Consider the following 21614-nt stretch of genomic DNA (forward strand, 5'->3'; position numbering starts at 1 on the left):
TAATCGTTAAGAGTATGGGGCATCAAAGGAACCTCTATGCTGTCGAATGCTTTAATTATTGATGATGATCTTGATGTGCAATTGCTGGGTAAGATGTTATTACGCCAGCAGGGGTATGATGTCGTTACAGCAGGGAGCCTAGGGCAACTCGCGCGACAGCCAGCGCTACTGAATGCCGAACTCATCCTACTTGATTTTGGGCTTGGCGAATTTACGGGCCTGGATATTCTCAATTATCTATACGATTTGCACCTAAAAGCATCAATTCTATTGATCAGCAGTTGCTCGGAAGAGACCGCAGCAAGTGTCATTACAGCAGGTAAGGCAATGGGCTTTCACATGCTTGGCTTTCTGCCCAAAGCCAAGCTACTCAACGACCTAGTACTCTTCCTTGAACCGTTACAATCAGCCCATAAATCGCCCACAAGCCGTGACTTAGCGAAGGCTATACGTGAAAAACAGCTGTTTCTCGCCTTTCAGCCCCAAGTCGATCTTCAATCCGCGCCTCATCCAGGCCAGGTAATTGGCGTTGAAGCGCTAGTTCGCTGGCAAGACCCTGAGCGTGGAGTACTGTACCCGGATTGCTTTATCCCCTTGGCAGAGCAGAGTGGGCTGTTGATCCCACTCACTTGGTATGTCATAGACCTTGCCCTACAGCAACAAGCCCAATGGCTATCCCAGGGGTGGAACTTAAACCTCTCGATCAATATAACGGCGGCCTTTATTCAAGAAGAAGGCATGCTCGAAGTGTTTGATCAGATCACCCAACAGCATCAAGCCGTACTTAGCCGTATTACTCTAGAGCTGACTGAAACGGTAGGCGTAGAGTGTTTGGGCTACGCAAGCTATGTGCTTAAAGCATTGCGAGAAAGGGGCTGTAAACTGGCGTTAGATGATTTTGGCACCGGCCACTCTTCGTTGACACAACTCTATCGGTTGCCTTTCAGCGAGCTCAAACTTGACCGCAGTTTTGTCTCTCGAATCGACCAGGACAAAGACGCCCTTGCGATAACCATATCGATTATCGAATTAGGCAAGCGGCTTGGACTAACGGTAGTCGCCGAGGGGATCGAAACAGCGGCACAACATGACATGTTGGTCGAAGCAGGTTGCGCGGTGGGTCAGGGGTACTTTATTTCTCGGCCACTCACCGCGGGTGCCTTTAGCGCCTGGATGTGTGAGCGTTCACAAACCCACGTAATGTCTGCTCAGAATGAGAGCATGCTTGCTCGCTGTAACGCCTGCCGTGTCGAGGTTTGCAGTACCGCCAATCGTTCCACATAAATGACTAGCTCATTCATTGGCGCTGCTAGCGCTGTTTGCTCCAATTGGCTTGCTTGCTCAGCAATCGCAGCACAGCCTAGAGAGGAAGCGGCGCCTTTTAGTGAATGGGCTTCTTGGCACAAGGCTTTTCGATCCTCTGATTGCCAGTAGGCGTTAAGGCGAGCGATACGCTCATCAAGCCGTGTTAAAAACGTGGTCAGCAGCGTATCCAGTGCCTTAGGTTCAAAGGTACTTTGCAGCTCTTCGCAAAGACGCTTATCGAGCACCTGCACTGCCCCAGCGCTACCGCCCAGCGATTCGGGGCTCTTAATAGAAACGGTAGCGTGAATGCTGACAGATTCAACGCTTTCATCATTTAACAGATAGCGGCAAATCACCTGATGCAACTCATCGCGCGTAAACGGCTTATGGATCATATCGTCCATGCCGCTTTGCATGCAGCGTTCGCGGTGCTCAGGCATTACATTGGCGGTCATTGCCACTATGGGCAACTTAGGCAGTTGATGCACAGCTTCATAATCACGCCAGCGCTGGGTGGTTTCCGTGCCATCGAGCTTAGGCATCTGCATATCCATTAACACCAAATCAAATCGACCATGGTCTGCTTTCAACTGATCGAGCGCTTCCTGGCCGTTCTCTGCAACCGTCACCTGTTGACCAAGACGCTCAAGCATGACGCGTGCCACCGTTTGATTTAGCGGGTTATCCTCTACCACCAAGATATGGTGATGGGGGGTCATTGCTCGCTGGTGTTCACCGCTTTTATATACGGCCAAAGGTTCGGTTTCCGGCAGGCTAACGGTGAACCAGAATCGACTGCCGAGCCCCTGTTGGCTGTTAACGCCTATCTCGCCCTGCATGGCCCCGACCAACCGCTTACAGATTGCGAGCCCAAGCCCTGTGCCTTCATGACGGCGTGCCATAGAGGTATCCACTTGCGAGAATGCCGAGAACAGCTGTGCTTGATCCGTCTCCGCGATACCACAGCCGGTATCGTGTACCTCCATAAGAATCTTATCGTCCCCAAGAGGTTTTATCTGGCATTTGACGAACCCCTCTTCCGTGAACTTCAAGGCATTATTGATTAAGTTCATCATGACTTGGCGCAGCCGCGCGATATCTCCCCGGACATAACGGGGCAGCGCCGGGTCGATAGCGTAACTAAAGGTGACCTTCGTCTTCGGTACTCGGAGGGTATAGCTTTCACAAAGCTGGTCGATGCATTGGTGAAGATCAAACGGCTGAATATCCAGGTCGAGGCGCCCCGACTCAATTTTGGTGTAGTCGAGAATATCGTTGATCACCGCGCGTAGACTCTCCGCACTACGCTTAAGGGCGGCTAAATACGTCTCCGCACTTGTTGTTTTAACCTCCTCGCTTAACAAATCCGCCATCCCCACGACGCCATTTAACGGGGTTCGAATTTCATGGCTCATCACCGCCATAAACTCAGATTTTGCCAGGCTCGCTTTCTCTGCTTGCTTGGCTGCCTCATTCAGCTCTTTGCCCTTGGCTTCTAATGCCTGAGCCTTCCGATCACTCGAGCGTCCTGCCAGAATCAATGCGCGAACCAACATTCCTCCTGAAAACATGAGCAGCGTTATCAGCAGCAGTGCCAGACCGTATAAGTTCGTCAGTATCCGGCGCTCCGCGCTGCGCATGTGCGAGACGTGAGCGTTGGTTTCAATAAGGATGGTGCTGGTGGACTGCTGGAGGCTTGTCGACTTCTCCAAGAGGGTAGCTATCAAGGCGCTATTTAATTCAGAAGGGTTCTCCCAGAGCGGCTCTAGCAACGCTTCCATTTCTAAAATCAATACTTCGCTCTGTCGAGCGACCTCCTCAACGCCTTCCAGTTTAGCCACGACCTTGCCGATTTCACCTTGAAAGAAAAGTGATTGCCGGCTAAATAGGATTTCATATCGTAGTAGCATGTCATCAACGGTGGCATTATCAGATCTTGCTTCAAGCAGCGTTAACCGAAACTCGCGTACCTCACGATCAAACTGGTAACCGGCCCAAAGCAGGTTTTCGAGCAGTCGATTCTCCAGCGCATGTTGACGGTTATAAATAACCCCACCGGTGGTTAGCGCGGAAAGAAAAAAAAGGATCGCTGAGAATGTAGCGACCCTGGCGCTGCGGGAAAAATAGAACTTCAAGAAGGCCAGCATGGCAAGTATCCGGTTATTTTATTCAACGTCGATGCGAGCCACCTGCCACACCGAGCGCATAAGAATCTCTTCGTTCAAAAGTTCAGGGTGCTGGTCAAAAGGGTAAATAACGAATAGCGGCCCCTGATCGCGGACACGCAGTGCCTGGCCGTTCGCCTGCATAGCAAGAATGACATCGTAATTCTCAAAGTCACTGACGGGTATCGTCGACGCATACTCATTGAGAGCCACTACTCGAATACTTTCGCCCTCAGCACCAGCGGCTTCCAATATGGCTCGCCCCAATGGGCCAGAGAAGCTTACTGCGCCATCGTACCAGGGCGTATGAGTAATTGTTTCGTGCTGCGCCAAGGCCTCCAACATCGCTTTGTCAAAATGGGCCTCATCCCCCACATTTGCCTGGCCTACATTACCACTTACCACCAATATCACAGTGCCTTTAGGTGGCTCGAGGGCGATAGCGTGGGTCGACAGCCAGGCAAGCCCCGCCGCGACGATGAAGACCGCGAATTTATCTACCAGAAGACGACGTATCATGCTTCACCTCAGTGCTAATCGTTAAGAGTGCAAGCATTGTATATCGGCCATCGGTGGGTTAACTGTGAACCTTTGTGTCAACGCATCATCATCAACTAAACTTAACGTATGAGTTTGCCGCTTCTGCGCGTGTGACGTTTATAAGACGATAATACGGGAAACCACCATGCATATTGGCGTACTTGAAGATGACCTCGATCAACAGGCTTTTATTGAGCAGTGTCTACTTACAGCAGAGCACCAAGTCTCGCTGTTTAGTCGCTCCAGCGAGCTCCGCCGCGCGACGCAGCAGAGCTCCTTTGACCTGTTGATTATCGATTGGCGACTTCCCGACAGCGACGGTATGGATGTGATTGCTCATCTCCGGCAGCACGAAAGTTGGCGCGGCCCAATCCTGTTTGTTACCGCCAGTCAGGGCGAAGACGATGTTGTTAAAGCCCTGGAGCAAGGCGCCGATGATTTTCTCGCCAAGCCCCTTCGCCCCAGTGAACTGATTGCCAGAGTGAGTGCGTTAGGTAGGCGCTCTGGCTATGCCACACCGCGCCCAGCACCGGCTTGCCCCAACACCTTTAGCCTGCATACCGAAGAGCACTACATCAGCGTGGCGGGTAACGCCATTGATTTAACCGAACGGGAATATAGGTTAGCTGCGCTGTTTTTCTCTAAAATTGGTGAGCTAATTACCCGTGCGCACTTACTAGAGCTGGTGTGGGGTATTAAAGGGGATGTATCGACACGTACCGTGGATACGCATGTAAGCCGCCTACGCCGCAAGCTGGAACTGGATGGGCGTCATGGTCTGCGCCTGCGTAGCGTTTACCAATCGGGATATCGAATGGAAGCCTGCCAAATCACCACACCCAAGGAAACGGTTAAATAGGTTGACGCTCATATAAGCATCGGTTAAAACATAAAAGCTCCCCTTTAAGGGGCAGTTCTTTTTTATTAACGAAACATTTTCAGAGTTATTCTCATGCACTGGCAAATCCCCGCGAAACGAATGAATAAGCTGCATCGCATTATTAATAATGCGGTATCAGTTTTTTATTGTCGCGCGCCAGAGATGTAGAGAAAAAACTGGCCGCGGCAGGTGTCGCGGCCATGTTGTTTTATCGTTACCTTCGAGACTCCCTGATCGCGATGTTGCCCGGCCTCCTAACCCAGGAGACCGACCCCATGGCAATCGCAACCATTACCCGCAAACTACTCAGCGCTTTCACTCACTATCGTAACCAGCGGCGCTTTTACGAAGATCCGCGCTTTCATGACCCGCACCTGTTAAAAGATATCGGCTTACGCTGGGAGCAGGGCCAGCTGGTATCCATTCACGGCGTAGAGGAACCAAGTCAGCGCAACCAACGCCATCAGGCTGAAACCCGCGACGCCTACGAAACGTGTCCACACTGTGGGAGTAGTTTGGTATAGCCAACGCCCCGGCCATAGGCAGTGGTCGGGGCGTTTTATTGAATTCAGGGCTTATAAGAATGTAATGACAGAGATATAGCCAAGCTGTTGAGCACAAAAACGTGTCTCATGCGGCTTGGCTATATCCCTGCCTATTTCCAACGTTAGCTTCTTGCTTAGTGATACGTCCTTTACGGGAGTAGCTGCCTTTGCCTTTTTTAGGTGTTTGTTGCTGCATTTTAAACATTGGCGTCCGCAACTGCGCTTTTAACGCATTGTCTTTTATCTTGCGCGGTTTCATCGTTTTCTCCATTCTTTTAAAGATGCCTGCCCAGGCAGGCATCCACTATGACACATGCTATTATTTGAAGTTCATCTAATAGCGTCCATCGTTTAACGTTTCAAGCCCTGGTTATGCATTCCCTTTACTCATCCCAGGCAGGCGCAATTTCCGGGTTGGCGATACGGTCTTCACGATCCAGCTTGGCGATTTCAGCCATTTCACTGTCGCTTAGCACCAAATCAAAGGCGGCAATGTTGCTTTGAATATTACGCGCCTTGGTCGATGAAGGAATCGTAATCATATTGCGCTGTTTTACCCAAGCAAGGGCAATTTGCGCGGGCGTGACGTTATATGCGTCGGCGATCTGCTTAAGGGTCGGGTCATCCATTACCTTGCCCACGGCCAGGGGCATAAAGGCAGTAACCTGAATGCCATGCTGCTCGCAGTGCTCGGCTAGCTTACGGTTCTGTAAGAAAGGATGAACCTCGATCTGGTTGGTGAGAATCTCACCTTTGCCCAGAATGCTAACCGCTTCGTCAACCTGTGCGATGGTAAAGTTGGAAATGCCGATATTGCGCGCCTTACCTTCGGCTTTGACCTCTTTTAGCGCCGTTAAATAATCGACCATCGACACTTCATTGTCTGGCGACGGCCAGTGGATTAACACCAAGTCGATATAATCGGTGTCTAATTTCTGTAGACTTTCGTCCACGCTAGCTTTAAGTGTTGCGGGCTCCAACTTATCAAACCACACCTTGGTGGTTAGGAAAATATCGCTGCGTGGCACGCTGCTGTCGCGAATTGCCTCCCCAACCCCTTTTTCATTGCCATAAAACTGTGCCGTGTCGATGTGCCGATACCCGGCCTCAAGCGCTGCGTGGATACTCTGCTTGAGCGTATCGCCTTCCAGGCGAAAGGTACCAAAGCCAGGGTTAGGCATCACATTTTGCATCATTAACGTCCTTTTCTATTGATAGCGTGTTAACTAACATGGGGTGGAGACCGCCCCACTTCAACCCCGTTGTTTATTGTTCCCTGATCAACAGTAGTGCCATTAACGCAATAAAAGAGCGATAACCACTACCGCCAACACTAGCGACACCCCCTTCCAGAACAGCACCGGGTCGCGCTCTAGCAGCGGTAATTGGGCACGTTTTAGCATTTCTTGGCTTGGCGAGCGTAGTTCGAAGATAAACTCAGAAAGTGCCGAAAAACGTTTGTGGGGATTGGGATGTAGTGCCTTTTTGAGCACCTCATCTACCCAAGCGGGCAGTTCACGGTTCTCGCTAAGCGCCGATTGGTAGGCAAGCTTATGCTGCGCTGCCCGAGTGCGGGTTTTGGCCACCTCGGTGCCATAGGGCAGCGTGTCGGTTAGCATCTGATAGGTAATCACTGCCAGTGAGTACTGATCCGAACGGGGCGTGCCACCTTCACCCAGAAAATACTCCGGCGCGGTGTACTGGGCAGTACCTAGAATGTCGTCGCTAGTCGCATTGACCTCTTCGGCAAGACCCGCCACCTTGGCAGCGCCAAAATCGATCAGCTTCACCGTTCCGTGGTTATCGATCATGACGTTATCGGGGCGTAAATCCTGATGCAGCATTTCCAGACGATGAAAAGCGCGCAGCCCCTTGGCAATCTGCTCGACGATGGGACGAACGCTGGCTAATTCGGCGTTGGGGTGGTCGCGCATCCACTGGATCAGGGTTTGCCCTTCGATATACGCCAGCACGGTATAAAGGTAGTGGCGAGGGCGCTCTTGGGCGGGGGCTTTAAGCACGTGCTGATTATCGATGCGCCGTGCAATCCACTCTTCGCGCACAAACCGCTCGATACTCGCCGAATCTTGGCTTAACTCGGTTGAGAGGGTTTTTAGTGCCACCTTCTCGCCACTCGCTACCTCTTCCGCCAGGTAGACATGGCTGCGACTGCTGGCATGCAGTTGACGCACAATGCGGTAGCCGTCCAGCTCGCTTCCTACGCGCAATTCAGACGGTGAAGGCAGTGTGCTCAGCGCCGCGTAGAGCTCATTAGCGTGGCGCTCAGGCAGCGAATCTATGCGCACAATTTGCACGGTGAGGTTGTCATCGCTGCCATGATCGATGGCAGCCGCGATTAGCGCCTCAGCCGCCGCATCGAGATCGCCCCAATGAGCATGAATCAGCGCGGCCATTTCAGCGCCGGTTAGCCACTCATAAACACCGTCGGTAGTGAGTACAAATACATCGCCCACACTCAGCGTTACCGAGGAATAATCCAACTCCAGGTGCTGGCTGGCCCCCATGGCGCGGCTTAAATGACTGACTTCCCGGGATGCCCAAAAGCGATGATCCTCGGTCAGTGGCTCCAGCGTATTGCCGGCGAGCTGATAGATGCGGCTATCACCAACGTGAAACAGGTGCGCAGTGGTGGATTTAATCACCATCGCGCTCAGAGTACACACATAGCCACGATCCAGGTTATAGCGATACTGGCTCTGCCGGGTTTGGGCATAAAGCCATGCATTGGTGGCCTGCAGCACCCGCTGGGCAGAGGTTTTAACCGCCCAGGTGGCCGGGGTGGCGTAGTAGTCTGTTAAAAACCCGCCCACTGCCGCTTCGCTCGCTTCTCGGCTCACTTCACTGCTGCTGATCCCATCCGCTAACGCGATCGCAATGCCTTTGGTGGCGCGCTGTGGGTCGCTGGGTAGATAAGCGCCATAAAAATCCTGATTGCTTGGCTTGCGCCCTTTATCAGAGTGCTGGCCGAGCGAAATGGTCAGCGCTGCCATTATGCTTCCCCTAAAAAAAGCCTCCGCCGGAGCGAACATTGCAAACGGTCGGAACAACCCTGCGCGGGGGCGCTGTAGACCCATCCATGGGCGCTACTTTCGCCATCCATGGCGAAAGACCCCCGCTACGGGTTGCTTCCGACCTCGGCTAACAATAGCTCCGATGTTTATCATCAACCTAGGGCTTCACAGTAGCGAAAGCTTGGCATTTAGTTTCTGTCACTACTATTCATCTATAAAGCTTTCTGGGGCGCGGTACGCACGTGAGTGGTGTAGAGCGTGAGGCCCGTTAATGCCAAGCCACCGATCAAGTTACCCAGCACTACCGGAATTTCGTTCCAGATCAGGTAATCCATAATCGAGAAGTTACCGCCCATCATCAGCCCGGATGGGAATAGGAACATGTTAACCACCGAGTGCTCAAAGCCCATACCGAAGAACAGCATAATCGGCATCCACATGGCAATCACCTTACCGCTCACCGTAGTTGAGATCATTGCCCCCACTACCCCAAGCGAGACCATCCAGTTGCACAATATGCCGCGAATAAAAATCGTCGCCATGCCGCCAGCGCCATACTCTTTGTAACCGACGGTGCGCCCTTCACCTACTTCACCAATGACCCGCCCTACTTCACTGGGTTCGGTGCTAAAGCCGTAGGTGAACACAATCGCCATGAGAAAGGCGACCGTTAATGCCCCACCAAAATTACCGATAAACACAATGCCCCAGTGCTTGAGAATACGATTAATCGTCACCCCAGGCCGTTTATCCAGCCACGCCAGGGGCGTTAACACAAATACCCCGGTCAACAGATCAAAGCCCATTAGATAGAGTATCGAGAAGCCCACCGGAAATAGGATGGCGCCGATAATCGGGTAGCCGGTTTGCACCGCTACGGTCACTGCAAACACCGCCGCGATGGCCAAAATAGCCCCCGCCATAAAGGCGCGAATCAGCGCATCACGGGTAGACATGTGCAGTTTGGCTTCGCCAGCATCGACCATCTTGGTAGCAAATTCAGCAGGCAATAAGTAGGACATAGAGAGCGTTTCCTTTGTTGTGGGTTTCTAGGTCATAAGAGCAAAACGCGCACAGCAAACCCTGCCGTTAAGGCGTGGTTTGCTGTACAGAGCAAAAATTGGTGGCTAGGGCAGCGGGCGACGTGGCGACTCTTTGCACCACACTGCCCACCACAATCAAGCAGGGGGATGGCAAGGGTGTGGCAGAGAGTTTTTCGGGCATATCCGCCAGCGAGCCCACCAGCGACTGCTGCTCACTCTGGCTGGCGTTAGCCACCAGCATGATCGGCCACTCATCCGGTAGGCCTGCCTGACGCAGGCCGTGGCAAATTGCACTCACTTTTGAAAGGCCCATATAAAACACCAGTGTTTCATCCTTGCGTGCCAGCGATGCCCAATCCGGTGTACCGTCTTCGCGGCAGAGCTGGGCAGTCACAAAGCGCAGTTGCTGCGCATGGCCGCGATCGGTGAGCGGAATGCCCATGCAGGCAGCGGCGGCAGAGGCCGCGGTAATCCCTGGCACAATGGCAGCGGGGATCTCGGCAGTGGCCAGGGCATCCAGCTCTTCGCCCATCCGCGCAAATACCGCCGGGTCGCCACCTTTCAAGCGCACCACCGATTTACCTTCCCGGGCAAGTTTTGCCATCAGCTCGCCGATCTCCGCTTGGGGTACGCTGTGGTGGCCGCGGGCTTTGCCCACGTAGTAGCGCTCGCTGCCGCTAGGAATCAGCGCCAGCACGTCATCACCTACCAAGCGGTCATACACCACGGCGTCTGCCTGCATAAGTAAGCGTGCAGCCTTGAGGGTTAGCAGCTCTGCATCGCCACTGCCTGCGCCGACCAAGTAAACCTGCCCGGCGCGACACTCTCCACGCAATGGCAAACGTATGTCTGGAGCATGCTGAACCAACGGCGTTAGCGCGCGGTGCGACAACCGCATAAAGGCGTTAAACCACTTCAGTAGCAAGGGATTGCTTAGTGCGGGCATTGGGCCGCTCCTCTTCAATAAGTGATTTCAATTCTGGAATACAGCTACCGCACTGGGTGCCGCAGGCGAGCCTGGCGCCCAACGCTTCTACGCTGGTGTCGCCCTCTCGGATAGCGTTGACGATGGTGGTTTGGCCCACTTGGTGGCAACTACATACCACCGGGCCGGTATCCGCGGCGCCGTCATCGCAGCCCGCCAATAGGCGGCGGCGGTGGGTATCGCTCAGCGTCGCCTCGTTAAAACGCGCTTCCAGCCACGCTAACCCTGGCAACTCGTTGGGCGGGCCGACCATCAGCCACCAGCGCAACTGACCGTTTTCCACGCAGGCGGCGCGCAGCCGTCCGTTAGTCGGGTCTTGGCTGACGACCGATACATCGCCGGGCAACCACATTTTCAACTGCGCCAACCAGTCATTAACTGATTGCGTATTGGCCAACTGCCAGCGTTGGCAGCCGCGCATGGGAATACGTGTCCAGTAGGCGCTGGTGCACCAAGGGGTTAATTCCGTTGCCCCATCGGCGACTAATAGGGTGGCCTGCCAATCAGTAGCCAGAGGCGCCAGCGCCACGGCGCCGTGCTTCGATTCCGGCTGCCCAGAGAGCGGATCAGTAATGCTGTCAATTAGCGCACTGCTTCTGGCCTGCTGGGTGAAGCAGTCAGTCCAGTGGATGGGTACGAAGACCTCACCGCGGCGCTGGGCATTGGAGACCCGCACCCGAGCGCGAAATTCGCCTTTCGCGGCGGTTAACACTGCCAATCCCTGATCGATTAAACCGGCGTTGTGGGCGTCGTCCGGATGCACATCCATAAAGGGTTCGGCGCGGTGATTCATTAACCGCGGTGAGCGAGCGGTGCGGGTCATGGTGTGCCACTGATCACGAATCCGGCCGGTGTTCAGACGCAGTGGGTAGGCGGCACTCAGCGCCTGCTCAGGCCCTTGGGGCTTGATCGCCAGCAGCTTGGCGCGACCATTGGCGGTGGCAAACTCGCCATCCTCAAACAGCCGAGCAGTGCCATGGGGTGCGGCCTTTGTGACCGGCCATTGAATGGGGGCTAAGGCGTCGTAGCCATCCCGGCCCAGGCCCATCAAACCCGATATATCAAACAACCGCTGCGGGCTGCCGGGCAACGAGCTGTTATCAAAACCGTTTTCAAACCCTGAGAGACGAGCGTGCTCGTCGAAAATCTCCCAGGGGTGCGTATAGTTAAACGCCTCGGCAAACCCCAACCGTTTCGCCACCTCACACATTATCCACCAGTCGTGGTGGGCTTCACCTGGGGGCGGCAGCATGCCCCGCTGGCGAGAAATGCGCCGCTCGGAATTAGTCACGGTGCCATCTTTTTCCGACCACCCCGAGGCAGGCAGCACGATATCGGCATAAGGCAGTAGATCGGTATGGGCAGCGCACTCGGAAACAATCACCAGCGGGCATTTTTCCAACGCAGCACGCACCCGCGCAGCATCGGGCAGGCTGATGGCGGGATTGGTGGCCATCACCCAGAGCGCTTTTATTTCGCCACGCTCAATGGCCTCAAACAGCTCCACTGCTTTATAACCCGGCCCTTCCGGCAGGATAGGCGTCAAGCTGTCGGTGGCCCAGAAACGGCTGACCAAATCCAGGGCGCCTGGGGTGTGGTAATCCATATGCGCGGCTAACTGGTTGGCCAACCCGCCCACTTCACGGCCCCCCATGGCGTTGGGTTGGCCGGTAATCGAGAACGGCCCAGCCCCCGGCAAACCGATTTTGCCGCCAGCCAAGTGGCAGTTAATAATGGCGTTGCACTTATCGGTTCCGCTGGCGGATTGATTAACGCCTTGTGAGTAGAGGGTGACCACATGCAGCTGGCTGGCAAACCAGTAGTAGAAAGTTTCCAGTCGTTCGGGGTCGACATCACAGGCCGCCGCTACCTCCGCCACCGAACCTGCGGTTTGCTGGGCCGCCGCCAGGGCATCGTCAAACCCTTCGGTGTGGCGTTCAAGGTAGAGGGTATCGAGCTTGCGGCGCTTTGCCATCCACGCCAATAGTCCGTTAAACAGGTAAGCATCGCTGCCTGGCTTAATCCCCAGGTAGAGGTCAGCGATTTCACAGCTGTCTGTCACGCGGGGGTCGATCACCACCAAACGCATCAATGGATTGCGCTCTTTGGCCACTTTGATGCGCTGGTAAAGTACCGGGTGATTCCAAGCCAAGTTGGATCCCACCAACACGATCAGTTCCGCCTCTTCCAAATCCTCGTAGTTACATGGCACCGCATCGGCACCGAAGGCGCGCTTGTAACCAACCACCGCCGAGGCCATACACAGCCTCGAGTTAGTATCTAAATGGGGCGTGCCTAAAAAGCCTTTAAACAGCTTATTGGCCACGTAATAGTCTTCCGTCAGCAGCTGACCGGAGAGGTACGCTGCCACACTGTGGTTGCCATGCTCGGCCCGCAGGGTGTTTAAGCGTTCGGCAGTGGTGCTTAGGGCGGTGTCCCAGGAGGCCTCAACACCATCAACGCGAGGATGAGTCAGCCGCCCCTGTTGTCCCAAGGTTTCATGTAGCGCAGACCCTTTGACACACAGCCGCCCGAAGTTCGCCGGATGCTCGCGGTCGCCCTCTACAGCGCTCAGCGTGCCCGCTTCAACGGTTGCTGTCACGCCACAGCCAACGCCGCAGTAGGGGCATGTGGTTTTGGCTTGCTGCGTCGTTTTGGACTGCTGCCCTGCTTTTGCCCCGCGCATAACACCTCCTCGGGTCGAACCTGAACGCCGTATATATGTATATAAATGGCGGGCATAAAAAAACGCCCAGTCCCATTCTCTAATGCGCTATATAAACGCATTAAGAGAAGAGGGCTGGACGTCGTTGCCACAGCGCACCTTCATCGGTGCATTACTCTTTACAGTATTCTCTTCAAACAAATGAAGACTTTCTAACAGCTACACATTTTCTAACGGTTACTTATTTTTCTAACGGCTTTGGAATTATTCGCTGCCATCGCCAAACAATGAGCGCTTATCCCTTGTTAACTTACTTATTGCCCTGGTAGCTGCAAGAGCCAAGCCGACAACCACGAAATTTAAATTTAACCATTTAAAAACAAATATTTAAAAAATAAAAAATCATCACGCAACGCTCTTTTTCGCACTGTGTACACGCTAAATGGTGTTTGAGAGTGCAGAGCACCTCCCGTTTCGCACCATCACCGTGCAGTCTATCCGAAGAGCCTGGCCACAGCTCATCTATCACCTACACATAAGCAGCTGAAGTTATTTGAAAAAATATGCTATACGGCCAGTTGGCTAGCTCCTTGCTTATTACGGAGTAAGGTTTTTAATCAGTTGGCAACCAATGGCGGTTGTCGCGTTTTTAAAACGACGCTATCGGGCAACGACGCCCCTGTTACGCACGCTTTTGCGATTTGTTGCAAAAGAGGTGCGAGACAGGGGCGTTTTTTTTGTTTGATGCTCAAGCAGCCGCAAAGACACAGAGGAGCCACCCATGGAAACCACTTCCCGGTGCTCACCCAACGACGATCTCAATAACCAGCTCAACGACCATCTGGTGATCATTGGCAATGGCATGGCATGCCACCGCCTAATTGAGGCGTTGGTAAAACAGCCCACACGCCCCAAGCGCATCACGGTGATTGGCGCAGAGCCAACCCCTGCCTACAACCGTATTCTGCTTTCGCCACTGCTGGCCGGTGAGATGCAGCAGGAGGCGCTTACCCTGCGCGATACCCAGTGGTACGCCGAACAGGGCGTTACGCTGATACTGGGTGAAAAGGTCGAGACGCTTGATCGCTCACGCCAAACATTGACCACCGATAGCGGCCGATCACTTGATTACGATCATTTGGTCATCGCCGCCGGCTCGCGCCCAGCGCTGCCCAATGTTCCAGGGATTGAGCTTGAGGGCGTACATGGCTTTCGCGACCTGCAAGATGCCGAATCACTAGAAGCCATTGCTCAAAAGGGCGGTGACGCTGTCGTGATTGGTGGCGGCCTGCTGGGTCTTGAAGCGGCTGAGGGGTTACGTAAACGCGGTAGCGACATCAACGTAAGCGTGCTCCAGCGCAGCGAGCGGTTGATGAACCGTCAGTTGGATACCACCGCCGCCCACCTGCTTAAAGACACCCTCACTCAACGCGGTCTACAGATCATAACCGGCGCGCAGTTAGCGAGGCTAGAGAGTGACGCCCTGGGCCGGGTAGCTAAGGTGCATCTTGCCGATGGCCGCCAGTTGAACGCCTCCAGTGTGATCGTTGCCGCGGGCATTACCCCTAATGCGGAACTTGGCCGCCAGGCAGGTCTGCACACGGATCGAGCTATTGTGGTGGACGAATGGCTCACCACCAGCGACCCGGCGATCTCAGCACTGGGCGAGTGCTGCCAGTTCGATGGCACCACCTACGGCCTGGTGGAGCCGATCTGGCGTCAGGTAGAAGTGCTCGCCGCGACGCTGTGCGGCACGCATACCCAAGGCTACGCGGATGCCCCCAGCGCCACCAAACTCAAAATCAGTGGTGTAGCGCTCTACGCTTTTGGCCCCACCGAGGCCAGCGCCGAGCATGAAGTGCTGAATTACCACGACCTTGAGCGCGGCGACTACCGCCGCCTGCTGTTGCGCGACGGCCAGATTGAAGGCGCGGTGCTTTACGGCGACACCAGCCAAGGCCCCTGGTACTTCGAGCAGGCGCTCGCGGGCACCGATCTCAACGCTTACCGCCAAGCCTTGTTGTTTGGTGGTGCTGATGTCGAGGTGCTACGCGAAGCATCTCAACACAGCCCTGATTATTCTGAACTCTCTTCAAAACACTCTTCTTCTACAACGTCGGAGGCGGCTTAAATGTCTACCCAACAGCAGCTTATTATTATTGGTAACGGCATGGTCGGCCACCACCTGGTCGAACAGTTAGTCGATAACGGCGCCCTTGAGCGCTATCAGGTCACCGTGTTTGGCGAAGAGCGCCACCGCGCCTACGACCGGGTGCATCTCTCTGAATACTTCAGCGGCCGCGATGCCGATTCGCTAGCGCTTTGCGAAGCGGGTTACTACGCCACCAGCGGCGTTGAACTGCGCACAAGCGAAGCCGTCATTGAGATCGACCGCAACTCACAAGAGGTGGTCACCGAACAAGGCCGTTACCCTTACGACCGCCTGGTGCTGGCTACCGGCTCGTTCCCCTTCGTGCCGCCGATTCCCGGTAACGACCGCGATGGTTGCTTGGTTTACCGCACCCTGGACGATTTAGACGCCATCCAGGCGGCCGCCGAAAACGCTACCACCGGCGTGGTGGTGGGTGGCGGTCTGCTTGGTTTGGAAGCAGCGAATGCCCTGCGCGGATTAAACCTGGATACTGCCGTGGTGGAGTTCGCCTCACGCCTAATGCCGATGCAGGTGGATAACGAAGGCGGCGAGCTACTGCGGGAAAAAATCGAAGCGCTGGGCGTACAGGTGCTTCTTGAACGGGCCACACAGCGTATTGAAGATGGCGAGGCAAGCCGCCACCGCATGGTCTTCCAAGACGACAAAGTGCTGGAAACCGACCTGATTGTGTTCTCAGCAGGCATCCGCCCCCGCGACCAGTTGGCCCGTGATTGCGGCCTGGAGATTGGTGAACGCGGCGGCGTGGTGGTGGATAACCAGTGCCTCACCAGCGACCCGGCCATTCTCGCAATTGGCGAAGTCGCGCTATGGAACCAGAGCATTTTTGGCCTGGTCGCCCCCGGCTACCAAATGGCCAAAGCAGCATTTTCGACGCTAACCGAAGGCGACACCCAGTTTGGCGGCGCGGATATGAGCACCAAGCTCAAGCTGCTGGGCGTGGATGTGGGCTCGATTGGTGATGCCCACGGCAACCAAAACCCCAGCGCACGCATGTTCCGCTACCTAGATCCCATCAAGCAAGAGTACCGCAAGCTGGTGGTCTCCAGCGACGGTAAAAAACTGCTCGGCGCCATGCTGGTGGGCAATAACAGCGTTTACGACACGCTGCTGCAGTACTACTCCAACGGCATTGAGTTGCCCGACGAGCCCGCCTCATTGATTTTGCCCCAAAGCAGCGGCGCCGCGCCCACCCTCGGCCCCGGTGCGCTGCCGGAAACCGCCTCCATCTGCTCTTGCCACAACGTCACCAAGGGCGATATTTGCGCCACCATTGATGCTGGCGCAGTAGATCTAGGCGGTGTCAAAGCGGCTACCAAAGCCAGCACCGGTTGCGGCGGCTGCACAGCGCTGCTCAAAAGCGTGGTTGATCATGAGCTGGAAGCCCGCGGCGTCGAAGTCGATAAATCGATTTGCGAGCACTTCGCCCATACCCGCCAAGAGCTTTACGATATTGTGCGCGTTGAAGGTATTAAAACCTTCACTGACTTAATTGAAAAACACGGCAACGCCGACACCCACCGCCTGGGCTGTGATATCTGCAAACCCGCCGTGGCGTCCATTCTGGCCTCCTGCTTCAATGAGCCGATCACCGACGCAGCGCATATTCCCCTGCAGGATACCAACGATACCTTTATGGCCAACATGCAGAAAAACGGCACCTACTCAGTAGTGCCGCGTGTTGCCGGTGGCGAGATTACCCCCGACAAACTCATCGTGCTGGGTGAAGTGGCAAAAAAATACAGCCTCTACTCCAAGGTCACCGGCGGCCAGCGTATCGACCTGTTCGGCGCCCGCCTGGAAGACCTGCCGGATATCTGGGGCGAGCTGATTGCTGCAGGTTTCGAGACCGGCCACGCCTACGGTAAATCGCTGCGCACGGTGAAATCCTGCGTAGGCAGCACCTGGTGCCGCTACGGCGTGCAGGACAGCGTTGGCATGGCGATTCAGTTAGAGAACCGCTACAAGGGCCTGCGCTCACCGCACAAGATCAAGTTCGGCGTTTCCGGCTGCACCCGCGAGTGCGCCGAAGCCCAGAGCAAAGACATCGGCATTATCGCTACCGAAAACGGCTGGAACCTCTACGTGTGCGGTAACGGCGGCATGCGTCCCCGCCACGCCGAACTGTTCGCCACCGATCTGGACGACGAGCAGCTCTACCGCACCATTGACCGCTTTTTGATGTTCTACGTGCGCACTGCCGACCGTTTGCAACGCACCGCGGTGTGGCGCGAAAACCTCGACGGCGGCCTGGAATACCTCAAAGAGGTAATTCTGGAAGACAGCTTAGGCATCAACGACGAGCTAGAGCGCCAGATGCAAACCGTGGTGGATACTTACCAATGCGAATGGGCCGACGCGATCAGCGACCCAGAGAAACTCAAGCGCTTCCGCAGCTTCGTCAACGACGACCGCCCGGATCCGTCAATTATCATGACCTCCGAGCGCGGCCAGCTACGCCCCGCTTAAGCAACGCTGGGCCCTGACACTGACAACGACACCGACACTGAATAAAAACGAGGCAACCCATGACCGGAACGGCACTGAAAAAAGAGATGGATATGGCGGATATTCAAAACAGTGAGGCTTTTGAAAACCACGCTTCTGAAAACAACACGGCGTGGCAAAAAGTCTGTACCAAAGCTGATCTAGTCGCGTTCTCAGGCGTCGCAGCTTGGCTGGAAACCGCCGATGGGCCCGCCCAGGTCGCTATTTTCTATTTGCCAGGACTGGGACAAGGTAAGGGCGATGAGCTTTTCGCCCTCGACCACCATGACCCCTTCTCAAACGCCAACGTGATCGCCCGAGGCATCGTTGGCGACCTTAAAGGCGCGGCGGTCGTCGCCTCGCCTATCTATAAGCAGCACTTCCGTCTTGAAGACGGCCAGTGTTTAGAGGATGAGGACGTTAAGCTACGTACCTGGAAGGTTAAATTTAAAGGTGATGAAGTATGGGTTGAAGGGTAACCACATTAATTAGCCTTAAAAAATCGACAACGCCGCCATGAGGGCGGCGTTGTTGTTAGCAGTCAGTCACACTCAAACGTTATTCATCTAAAAAGCTAATCAACGCCTGATTAAACTCATCAGGATGGGTAGCATTGAGACCATGAGGCCCGCCCTTGATCACTTGCGTTTGCGCATTGGGCAGTAGCTCCTGAGCCCGCTTACCGCTGACTTCATAGGGCACGATACCATCTGCATCACCGTGGAGGACTAGCGTGGGGATATCGATGCTGGGTAGATCTTTGCGGAAATCGGTATAGCTAAACGCCTTGATGCAGTCGTAGGTCGCTTGGGGTGACGCAAAGGCGGCAATATCGCGATGATACTGGCGGTTCGGCTCGCTGACTAAGTCGCTGCGTTCACCTGCCGTAAAGAAGCTCTTGGTAAACTCTTCCAGGAAGGCAAGGCGGTCGTCTTTTACGTCCTCAAGGAACTGATTGATGGTGGCATCATCAAGACCGCCTTCAGGGTTATCATCGGCTTTATACAGGTAAGGGGGCACCGCCGCGGCAAAAACGGCTTTGTGAACACGACTGGTGCCGTAGCTGGAGAGGTAGCGCGCCACTTCACCGCCGCCCATGGAAAAGCCCACCAGGGTGGCATCGTGCAAATCCAGCGCTTCAATCAGTTTCTTGAGGTCTGACGCTAGGGTGTCGTAGTCGTAGCCGCCATCGGCCTGGGTTGACCCGCCAAAACCCCGGCGGTCATAGGTAATCACCTTATAACCCGCATCGACTAACGCAGGCACCTGCTTTTCCCACGAGCGGCCACTCAGCGGCCAACCGTGAATCAGCACCACGGGCTTGCCCGCCCCGCGCACTTCGTAATAAAGCTCAACCGGCGTGCCCTGTTCCGTTCCTACGCTCAGCATTGGCATCGTCTCACCCTCCTGTTTGGCTTAACGTGAATCAAACAAACGCTCCATTAGGTTAGTAGAACTTACGATGCTTTCCAAAAGTGCGTAATACGTTGGCATTCGATAATTTGCTAACAAAGTTGCTATGCTTATTGGCTATTTTGACTATGTACACTGGAAGAAACCTTCGTGAAGACAGAATCGAGCACTTTAGCGTTCTCCGCTATTATGGCGCTGTTAATTGGTTGTGCAGGCATCGTGGCCACACTCGCCTCCAACTCCCAAGCGATCCTGCTGGATGGGCTGTTCAATCTGATCTATTTCAGCGTTGCCCTGGTAACGATCAAGGTGAGCAAATTAGCCAGCCGCCCAGATAGCGAGTCCTACCCGTTCGGCTATAGCTACTTTGAGTCGCTAGTAAATCTGTGCAAAGGGCTGCTTATTTTAGGCGTGTCTATTTTTGCTTTGGTCGATGCCATTGCCGCCCTACTCACCGGCGGCCGTGAGATCGCGGCAGGCTTGGCGGTGCTGTACGCGCTATTCGCCACCGCGGCTTGTTCACTCACCGCTTGGGTGATGCACCGCAGCCAGCGCCACGTAAGCAGTCCACTGGTGGCGGCAGACAAACTCAACTGGCTAGTCAACAGCGTTATCTCTGCCGCTGTACTCGTCGCCTTCTGCCTGGTGATGCTGTTTGAGCGCCTAGGCTGGCAGACTATTCTGCCTTACGTGGATTCGGTGTTGGTCATTGCGGTGGTGTTGCTGTGTTTAGGCGTGCCGGTGCGGATGGCCTCCCAAGCCTTGAAGGAGCTGCTCAACAGAACCCCGGAAGAGGCTATCGCGGTGCCCGTTCGCCAAGCCGTGGCGAGTGCCCTGGCGGATACCGACACCCAAGAGGTGCGGGTGCGCATGGTTCGCCCTGGGCGCCTGCTATATGTGATAGTGCATGTGGTACTGCCCGACGCATCCGATGTTGCGGTCTCCACCCAGGATTTACTCAGGGCACGTGTCGATGACGAGGTGCGCCGCTACTACTCTCCCGTGGTGTGTGACGTGGTGTTTACTGCCAACACCCGCTGGGCAGCGCCCTCTTGTGGTCTATTGGTAGAGAAGCAACCATAGATCAGTTGTCCAAGTTACCGAGCCTTGCGCAATAGAACTAGCGTGGCGATCACGCCCACCAGTAGCGCAAGGCCAAATAGCGTTAACGCCAAGGTATGCCCTACAGCATCAATGAGTACCCCAGTAGTGATCACCGGGATACTGAAGCCCAGATAGGCCATCAGGAAATAGCCCGCGCTGGCTTGGGTGGCTTGTTGACTAGCCGAGCCGTCCGCAATCGCCAACACGCCGCTTAATCCCCCCAGGTAGATAAACCCATAGCAAGCGCTACTGGCTGCTACCGTGCCCAGCAGCACCGCCGCAAGATAACCATGAACCGCTCCCCAGGCGATCAACCCATAGGCAATCGGCAAAATCACCAGCCCCAGTCGGGTAGCGCTGCGCGGCGCAAGCCTTCTCGCCCAGGGCTGAAACAGCACACCGCAGCTGCAGATACCGAAGGTGGCAAAGCCACTCCAGGCGGATAAACCGTGTTGGCTTAATGCCGAAGGCAGAATCGCAATCACTAGCCCCACCAACGCCCAGGCCAACAAAATCGCCAACCCATAGGAGATAGCCCCTTGGGGATAGCTGGGCAAACGTAGCATAGGACTTTTAGTGGCGCTCGGTGCACGATCCTTAAGCGTGGTGACCACCACCAGCGCCAACGAAGCGGTAGCCAAATAAATCCACAGGCTAGGTGGCGATACGCTTGGGGTGTGGAAAACAAACAGGCTAGTCACCGCGGCCCCTAGCCCGAACCCGAGCGCGGTACTGGCCGTTACGTAGTTAGTCGCCACACGGTTATCCTCACCCCCCAACAGCATTTGCATATAAGCGGGAGCCACTGCAGACGTTAACCCCGTACTAATGCCCAGCAGAAAGCGTGCAACACCCAGCGCCAGCAAACCGGGCGCTATCAGGGTGATCCCGGTCGCCAAGAGACATAACAGCAGAGCACTCATAATTAATGGCTTGCGCCCTACCCGATCGGCCAAGCCATTTAACCCCAGCAACACCGGTATAATGCCCACCACATAGCAGGCAAAAGCGATGCTGGTGGCGCCAACGCCCAAGCTATCCCGCGCCGCCAGCGCATCGTAAAGTGGAGCCTGTAAATTAACCGCCGTGGTAATCGTACATAGCGCAAACGCCAGGCAGGCTGCGCTCCTTTTATTGTTAGCGCGATTGACAGTGCGGCTCATGGCTAAGTCCTAAATAAGTAAGTCATTGAACCGCTACCCTCCCACGCTTACTGCACAGCGGTAAGGTACACTTAACCTCCACTTTCCAGACACTGTTCCGCCTTTTTAGTGAACAGT

17 protein-coding genes are annotated in these 21614 nt (G+C 55.0%); 7 read left to right on the top strand and 10 right to left on the bottom strand.

Going from position 1 to position 21614, the window contains the following annotated elements:
- Nucleotides 1-36 precede the first annotated feature (36 nt).
- Complete coding sequence (locus tag HZU72_RS12315; RefSeq protein ID WP_180092343.1) at nucleotides 37-1284, top strand: EAL domain-containing response regulator; 1248 nt, start codon at nucleotides 37-39, stop codon at nucleotides 1282-1284.
- On the opposite strand, the gene HZU72_RS12320 is transcribed toward HZU72_RS12315, so the two are convergent.
- Together HZU72_RS12320 and HZU72_RS12325 are read right to left on the bottom strand one after the other, a co-directional pair.
- Nucleotides 1209-3452 carry a response regulator gene (locus tag HZU72_RS12320; protein ID WP_180092346.1) on the bottom strand — a complete coding sequence of 748 codons (2244 nt, stop codon included), beginning with the start codon at nucleotides 3450-3452 and terminating at the stop codon, nucleotides 1209-1211. The two genes, HZU72_RS12315 and HZU72_RS12320, sit on opposite strands and share 76 nt — an antisense overlap.
- An 18-nt stretch (nucleotides 3453-3470) precedes the next feature.
- Nucleotides 3471-3989, bottom strand: a complete 519-nt coding sequence (locus HZU72_RS12325) for a putative pterin-binding protein (RefSeq protein ID WP_180092349.1) — start codon at nucleotides 3987-3989, stop codon at nucleotides 3471-3473.
- 166 nt (nucleotides 3990-4155) lie between these two features.
- Here HZU72_RS12325 and HZU72_RS12330 point away from each other — a divergent pair, with 166 nt between their 5' ends.
- Both HZU72_RS12330 and HZU72_RS12335 read left to right on the top strand, forming a co-directional pair.
- On the top strand, nucleotides 4156-4869 hold the full coding sequence (locus tag HZU72_RS12330; RefSeq protein ID WP_180092352.1) for a response regulator transcription factor: 714 nt from the start codon (nucleotides 4156-4158) through the stop codon (nucleotides 4867-4869).
- Between the two features lie 296 nt (nucleotides 4870-5165).
- Complete coding sequence (locus HZU72_RS12335; RefSeq protein WP_180092355.1) at nucleotides 5166-5414, top strand: hypothetical protein; 249 nt, start codon at nucleotides 5166-5168, stop codon at nucleotides 5412-5414.
- A gap of 106 nt (nucleotides 5415-5520) precedes the next feature.
- Here HZU72_RS12335 and arfA read toward each other — a convergent pair whose 3' ends face one another.
- The 6 genes from arfA to HZU72_RS12365 form a co-directional block, all read right to left on the bottom strand.
- Nucleotides 5521-5694 (bottom strand): alternative ribosome rescue factor ArfA, encoded by a 174-nt coding sequence (gene arfA, locus HZU72_RS12340; RefSeq protein WP_180092368.1) that lies wholly within the window; start codon nucleotides 5692-5694, stop codon nucleotides 5521-5523.
- 124 nt (nucleotides 5695-5818) lie between these two features.
- A complete protein-coding gene (dkgB, locus tag HZU72_RS12345) occupies nucleotides 5819-6628 on the bottom strand; it encodes a 2,5-didehydrogluconate reductase DkgB (protein WP_180092371.1) in 810 nt (269 codons plus the stop codon).
- Nucleotides 6629-6730: 102 nt separating this feature from the next.
- Nucleotides 6731-8446, bottom strand: a complete 1716-nt coding sequence (locus HZU72_RS12350; RefSeq protein ID WP_180092374.1) for a bifunctional protein-serine/threonine kinase/phosphatase — start codon at nucleotides 8444-8446, stop codon at nucleotides 6731-6733.
- Between the two features lie 233 nt (nucleotides 8447-8679).
- Nucleotides 8680-9489, bottom strand: coding sequence for a formate/nitrite transporter family protein (locus tag HZU72_RS12355; protein WP_008957727.1), 810 nt, complete (start codon nucleotides 9487-9489; stop codon nucleotides 8680-8682).
- 67 nt (nucleotides 9490-9556) lie between these two features.
- Complete coding sequence (gene cobA, locus HZU72_RS12360; protein WP_180092377.1) at nucleotides 9557-10456, bottom strand: uroporphyrinogen-III C-methyltransferase; 900 nt, start codon at nucleotides 10454-10456, stop codon at nucleotides 9557-9559.
- Nucleotides 10416-13181, bottom strand: coding sequence for a nitrate reductase (locus HZU72_RS12365; RefSeq protein ID WP_180092380.1), 2766 nt, complete (start codon nucleotides 13179-13181; stop codon nucleotides 10416-10418). The genes cobA and HZU72_RS12365 overlap by 41 nt, the downstream gene beginning before the upstream one ends.
- A gap of 760 nt (nucleotides 13182-13941) precedes the next feature.
- Here HZU72_RS12365 and HZU72_RS12370 point away from each other — a divergent pair.
- The 3 genes from HZU72_RS12370 to nirD are packed head-to-tail and all read left to right on the top strand — an operon-like array spanning nucleotide 13942 to nucleotide 18296.
- Entirely contained in the window at nucleotides 13942-15291 is a 1350-nt protein-coding gene (locus HZU72_RS12370; protein ID WP_180092383.1) for an NAD(P)/FAD-dependent oxidoreductase, read from the top strand.
- On the top strand, nucleotides 15292-17799 hold the full coding sequence (gene nirB, locus HZU72_RS12375; RefSeq protein ID WP_180092386.1) for a nitrite reductase large subunit NirB: 2508 nt from the start codon (nucleotides 15292-15294) through the stop codon (nucleotides 17797-17799).
- 59 nt (nucleotides 17800-17858) lie between these two features.
- Complete coding sequence (gene nirD, locus HZU72_RS12380) at nucleotides 17859-18296, top strand: nitrite reductase small subunit NirD (RefSeq protein ID WP_180092388.1); 438 nt, start codon at nucleotides 17859-17861, stop codon at nucleotides 18294-18296.
- A 79-nt stretch (nucleotides 18297-18375) separates the two neighbouring features.
- Here the strand turns inward: nirD and HZU72_RS12385 are convergent, their stop codons facing one another.
- Nucleotides 18376-19212, bottom strand: coding sequence for an alpha/beta fold hydrolase (locus HZU72_RS12385; protein WP_180092390.1), 837 nt, complete (start codon nucleotides 19210-19212; stop codon nucleotides 18376-18378).
- A gap of 168 nt (nucleotides 19213-19380) precedes the next feature.
- Here HZU72_RS12385 and HZU72_RS12390 point away from each other — a divergent pair, with 168 nt between their 5' ends.
- Nucleotides 19381-20313: a cation diffusion facilitator family transporter gene (locus HZU72_RS12390; protein WP_180092392.1), complete on the top strand. Its 933-nt coding sequence runs from the start codon at nucleotides 19381-19383 to the stop codon at nucleotides 20311-20313.
- Nucleotides 20314-20327: 14 nt separating this feature from the next.
- Here HZU72_RS12390 and HZU72_RS12395 read toward each other — a convergent pair whose 3' ends face one another.
- Entirely contained in the window at nucleotides 20328-21497 is a 1170-nt protein-coding gene (locus HZU72_RS12395; protein WP_180092394.1) for an MFS transporter, read from the bottom strand.
- Nucleotides 21498-21614: the final 117 nt, after the last annotated feature.

The organism is Vreelandella sedimenti (genome assembly GCF_013416325.1).
Classification (GTDB): Bacteria; Pseudomonadota; Gammaproteobacteria; order Pseudomonadales; family Halomonadaceae; genus Vreelandella; species Vreelandella sedimenti.

Excerpts from the sequence above, each read along its gene's own strand:
- HZU72_RS12315 (WP_180092343.1), top strand. The coding sequence starts at position 37 with ATGCTGTCGAATGCTTTAATTATTGATGATGATCTTGATGTGCAATTG.
- HZU72_RS12320 (WP_180092346.1), bottom strand. The coding sequence starts at position 3,452 with ATGCTGGCCTTCTTGAAGTTCTATTTTTCCCGCAGCGCCAGGGTCGCT.
- HZU72_RS12325 (WP_180092349.1), bottom strand. The coding sequence starts at position 3,989 with ATGATACGTCGTCTTCTGGTAGATAAATTCGCGGTCTTCATCGTCGCG.
- HZU72_RS12330 (WP_180092352.1), top strand. The coding sequence starts at position 4,156 with ATGCATATTGGCGTACTTGAAGATGACCTCGATCAACAGGCTTTTATT.
- HZU72_RS12335 (WP_180092355.1), top strand. The coding sequence starts at position 5,166 with ATGGCAATCGCAACCATTACCCGCAAACTACTCAGCGCTTTCACTCAC.
- arfA (WP_180092368.1), bottom strand. The coding sequence starts at position 5,694 with ATGAAACCGCGCAAGATAAAAGACAATGCGTTAAAAGCGCAGTTGCGG.
- dkgB (WP_180092371.1), bottom strand. The coding sequence starts at position 6,628 with ATGCAAAATGTGATGCCTAACCCTGGCTTTGGTACCTTTCGCCTGGAA.
- HZU72_RS12350 (WP_180092374.1), bottom strand. The coding sequence starts at position 8,446 with ATGGCAGCGCTGACCATTTCGCTCGGCCAGCACTCTGATAAAGGGCGC.
- HZU72_RS12355 (WP_008957727.1), bottom strand. The coding sequence starts at position 9,489 with ATGTCCTACTTATTGCCTGCTGAATTTGCTACCAAGATGGTCGATGCT.
- cobA (WP_180092377.1), bottom strand. The coding sequence starts at position 10,456 with ATGCCCGCACTAAGCAATCCCTTGCTACTGAAGTGGTTTAACGCCTTT.
- HZU72_RS12365 (WP_180092380.1), bottom strand. The coding sequence starts at position 13,181 with ATGCGCGGGGCAAAAGCAGGGCAGCAGTCCAAAACGACGCAGCAAGCC.
- HZU72_RS12370 (WP_180092383.1), top strand. The coding sequence starts at position 13,942 with ATGGAAACCACTTCCCGGTGCTCACCCAACGACGATCTCAATAACCAG.
- nirB (WP_180092386.1), top strand. The coding sequence starts at position 15,292 with ATGTCTACCCAACAGCAGCTTATTATTATTGGTAACGGCATGGTCGGC.
- nirD (WP_180092388.1), top strand. The coding sequence starts at position 17,859 with ATGACCGGAACGGCACTGAAAAAAGAGATGGATATGGCGGATATTCAA.
- HZU72_RS12385 (WP_180092390.1), bottom strand. The coding sequence starts at position 19,212 with ATGCCAATGCTGAGCGTAGGAACGGAACAGGGCACGCCGGTTGAGCTT.
- HZU72_RS12395 (WP_180092394.1), bottom strand. The coding sequence starts at position 21,497 with ATGAGCCGCACTGTCAATCGCGCTAACAATAAAAGGAGCGCAGCCTGC.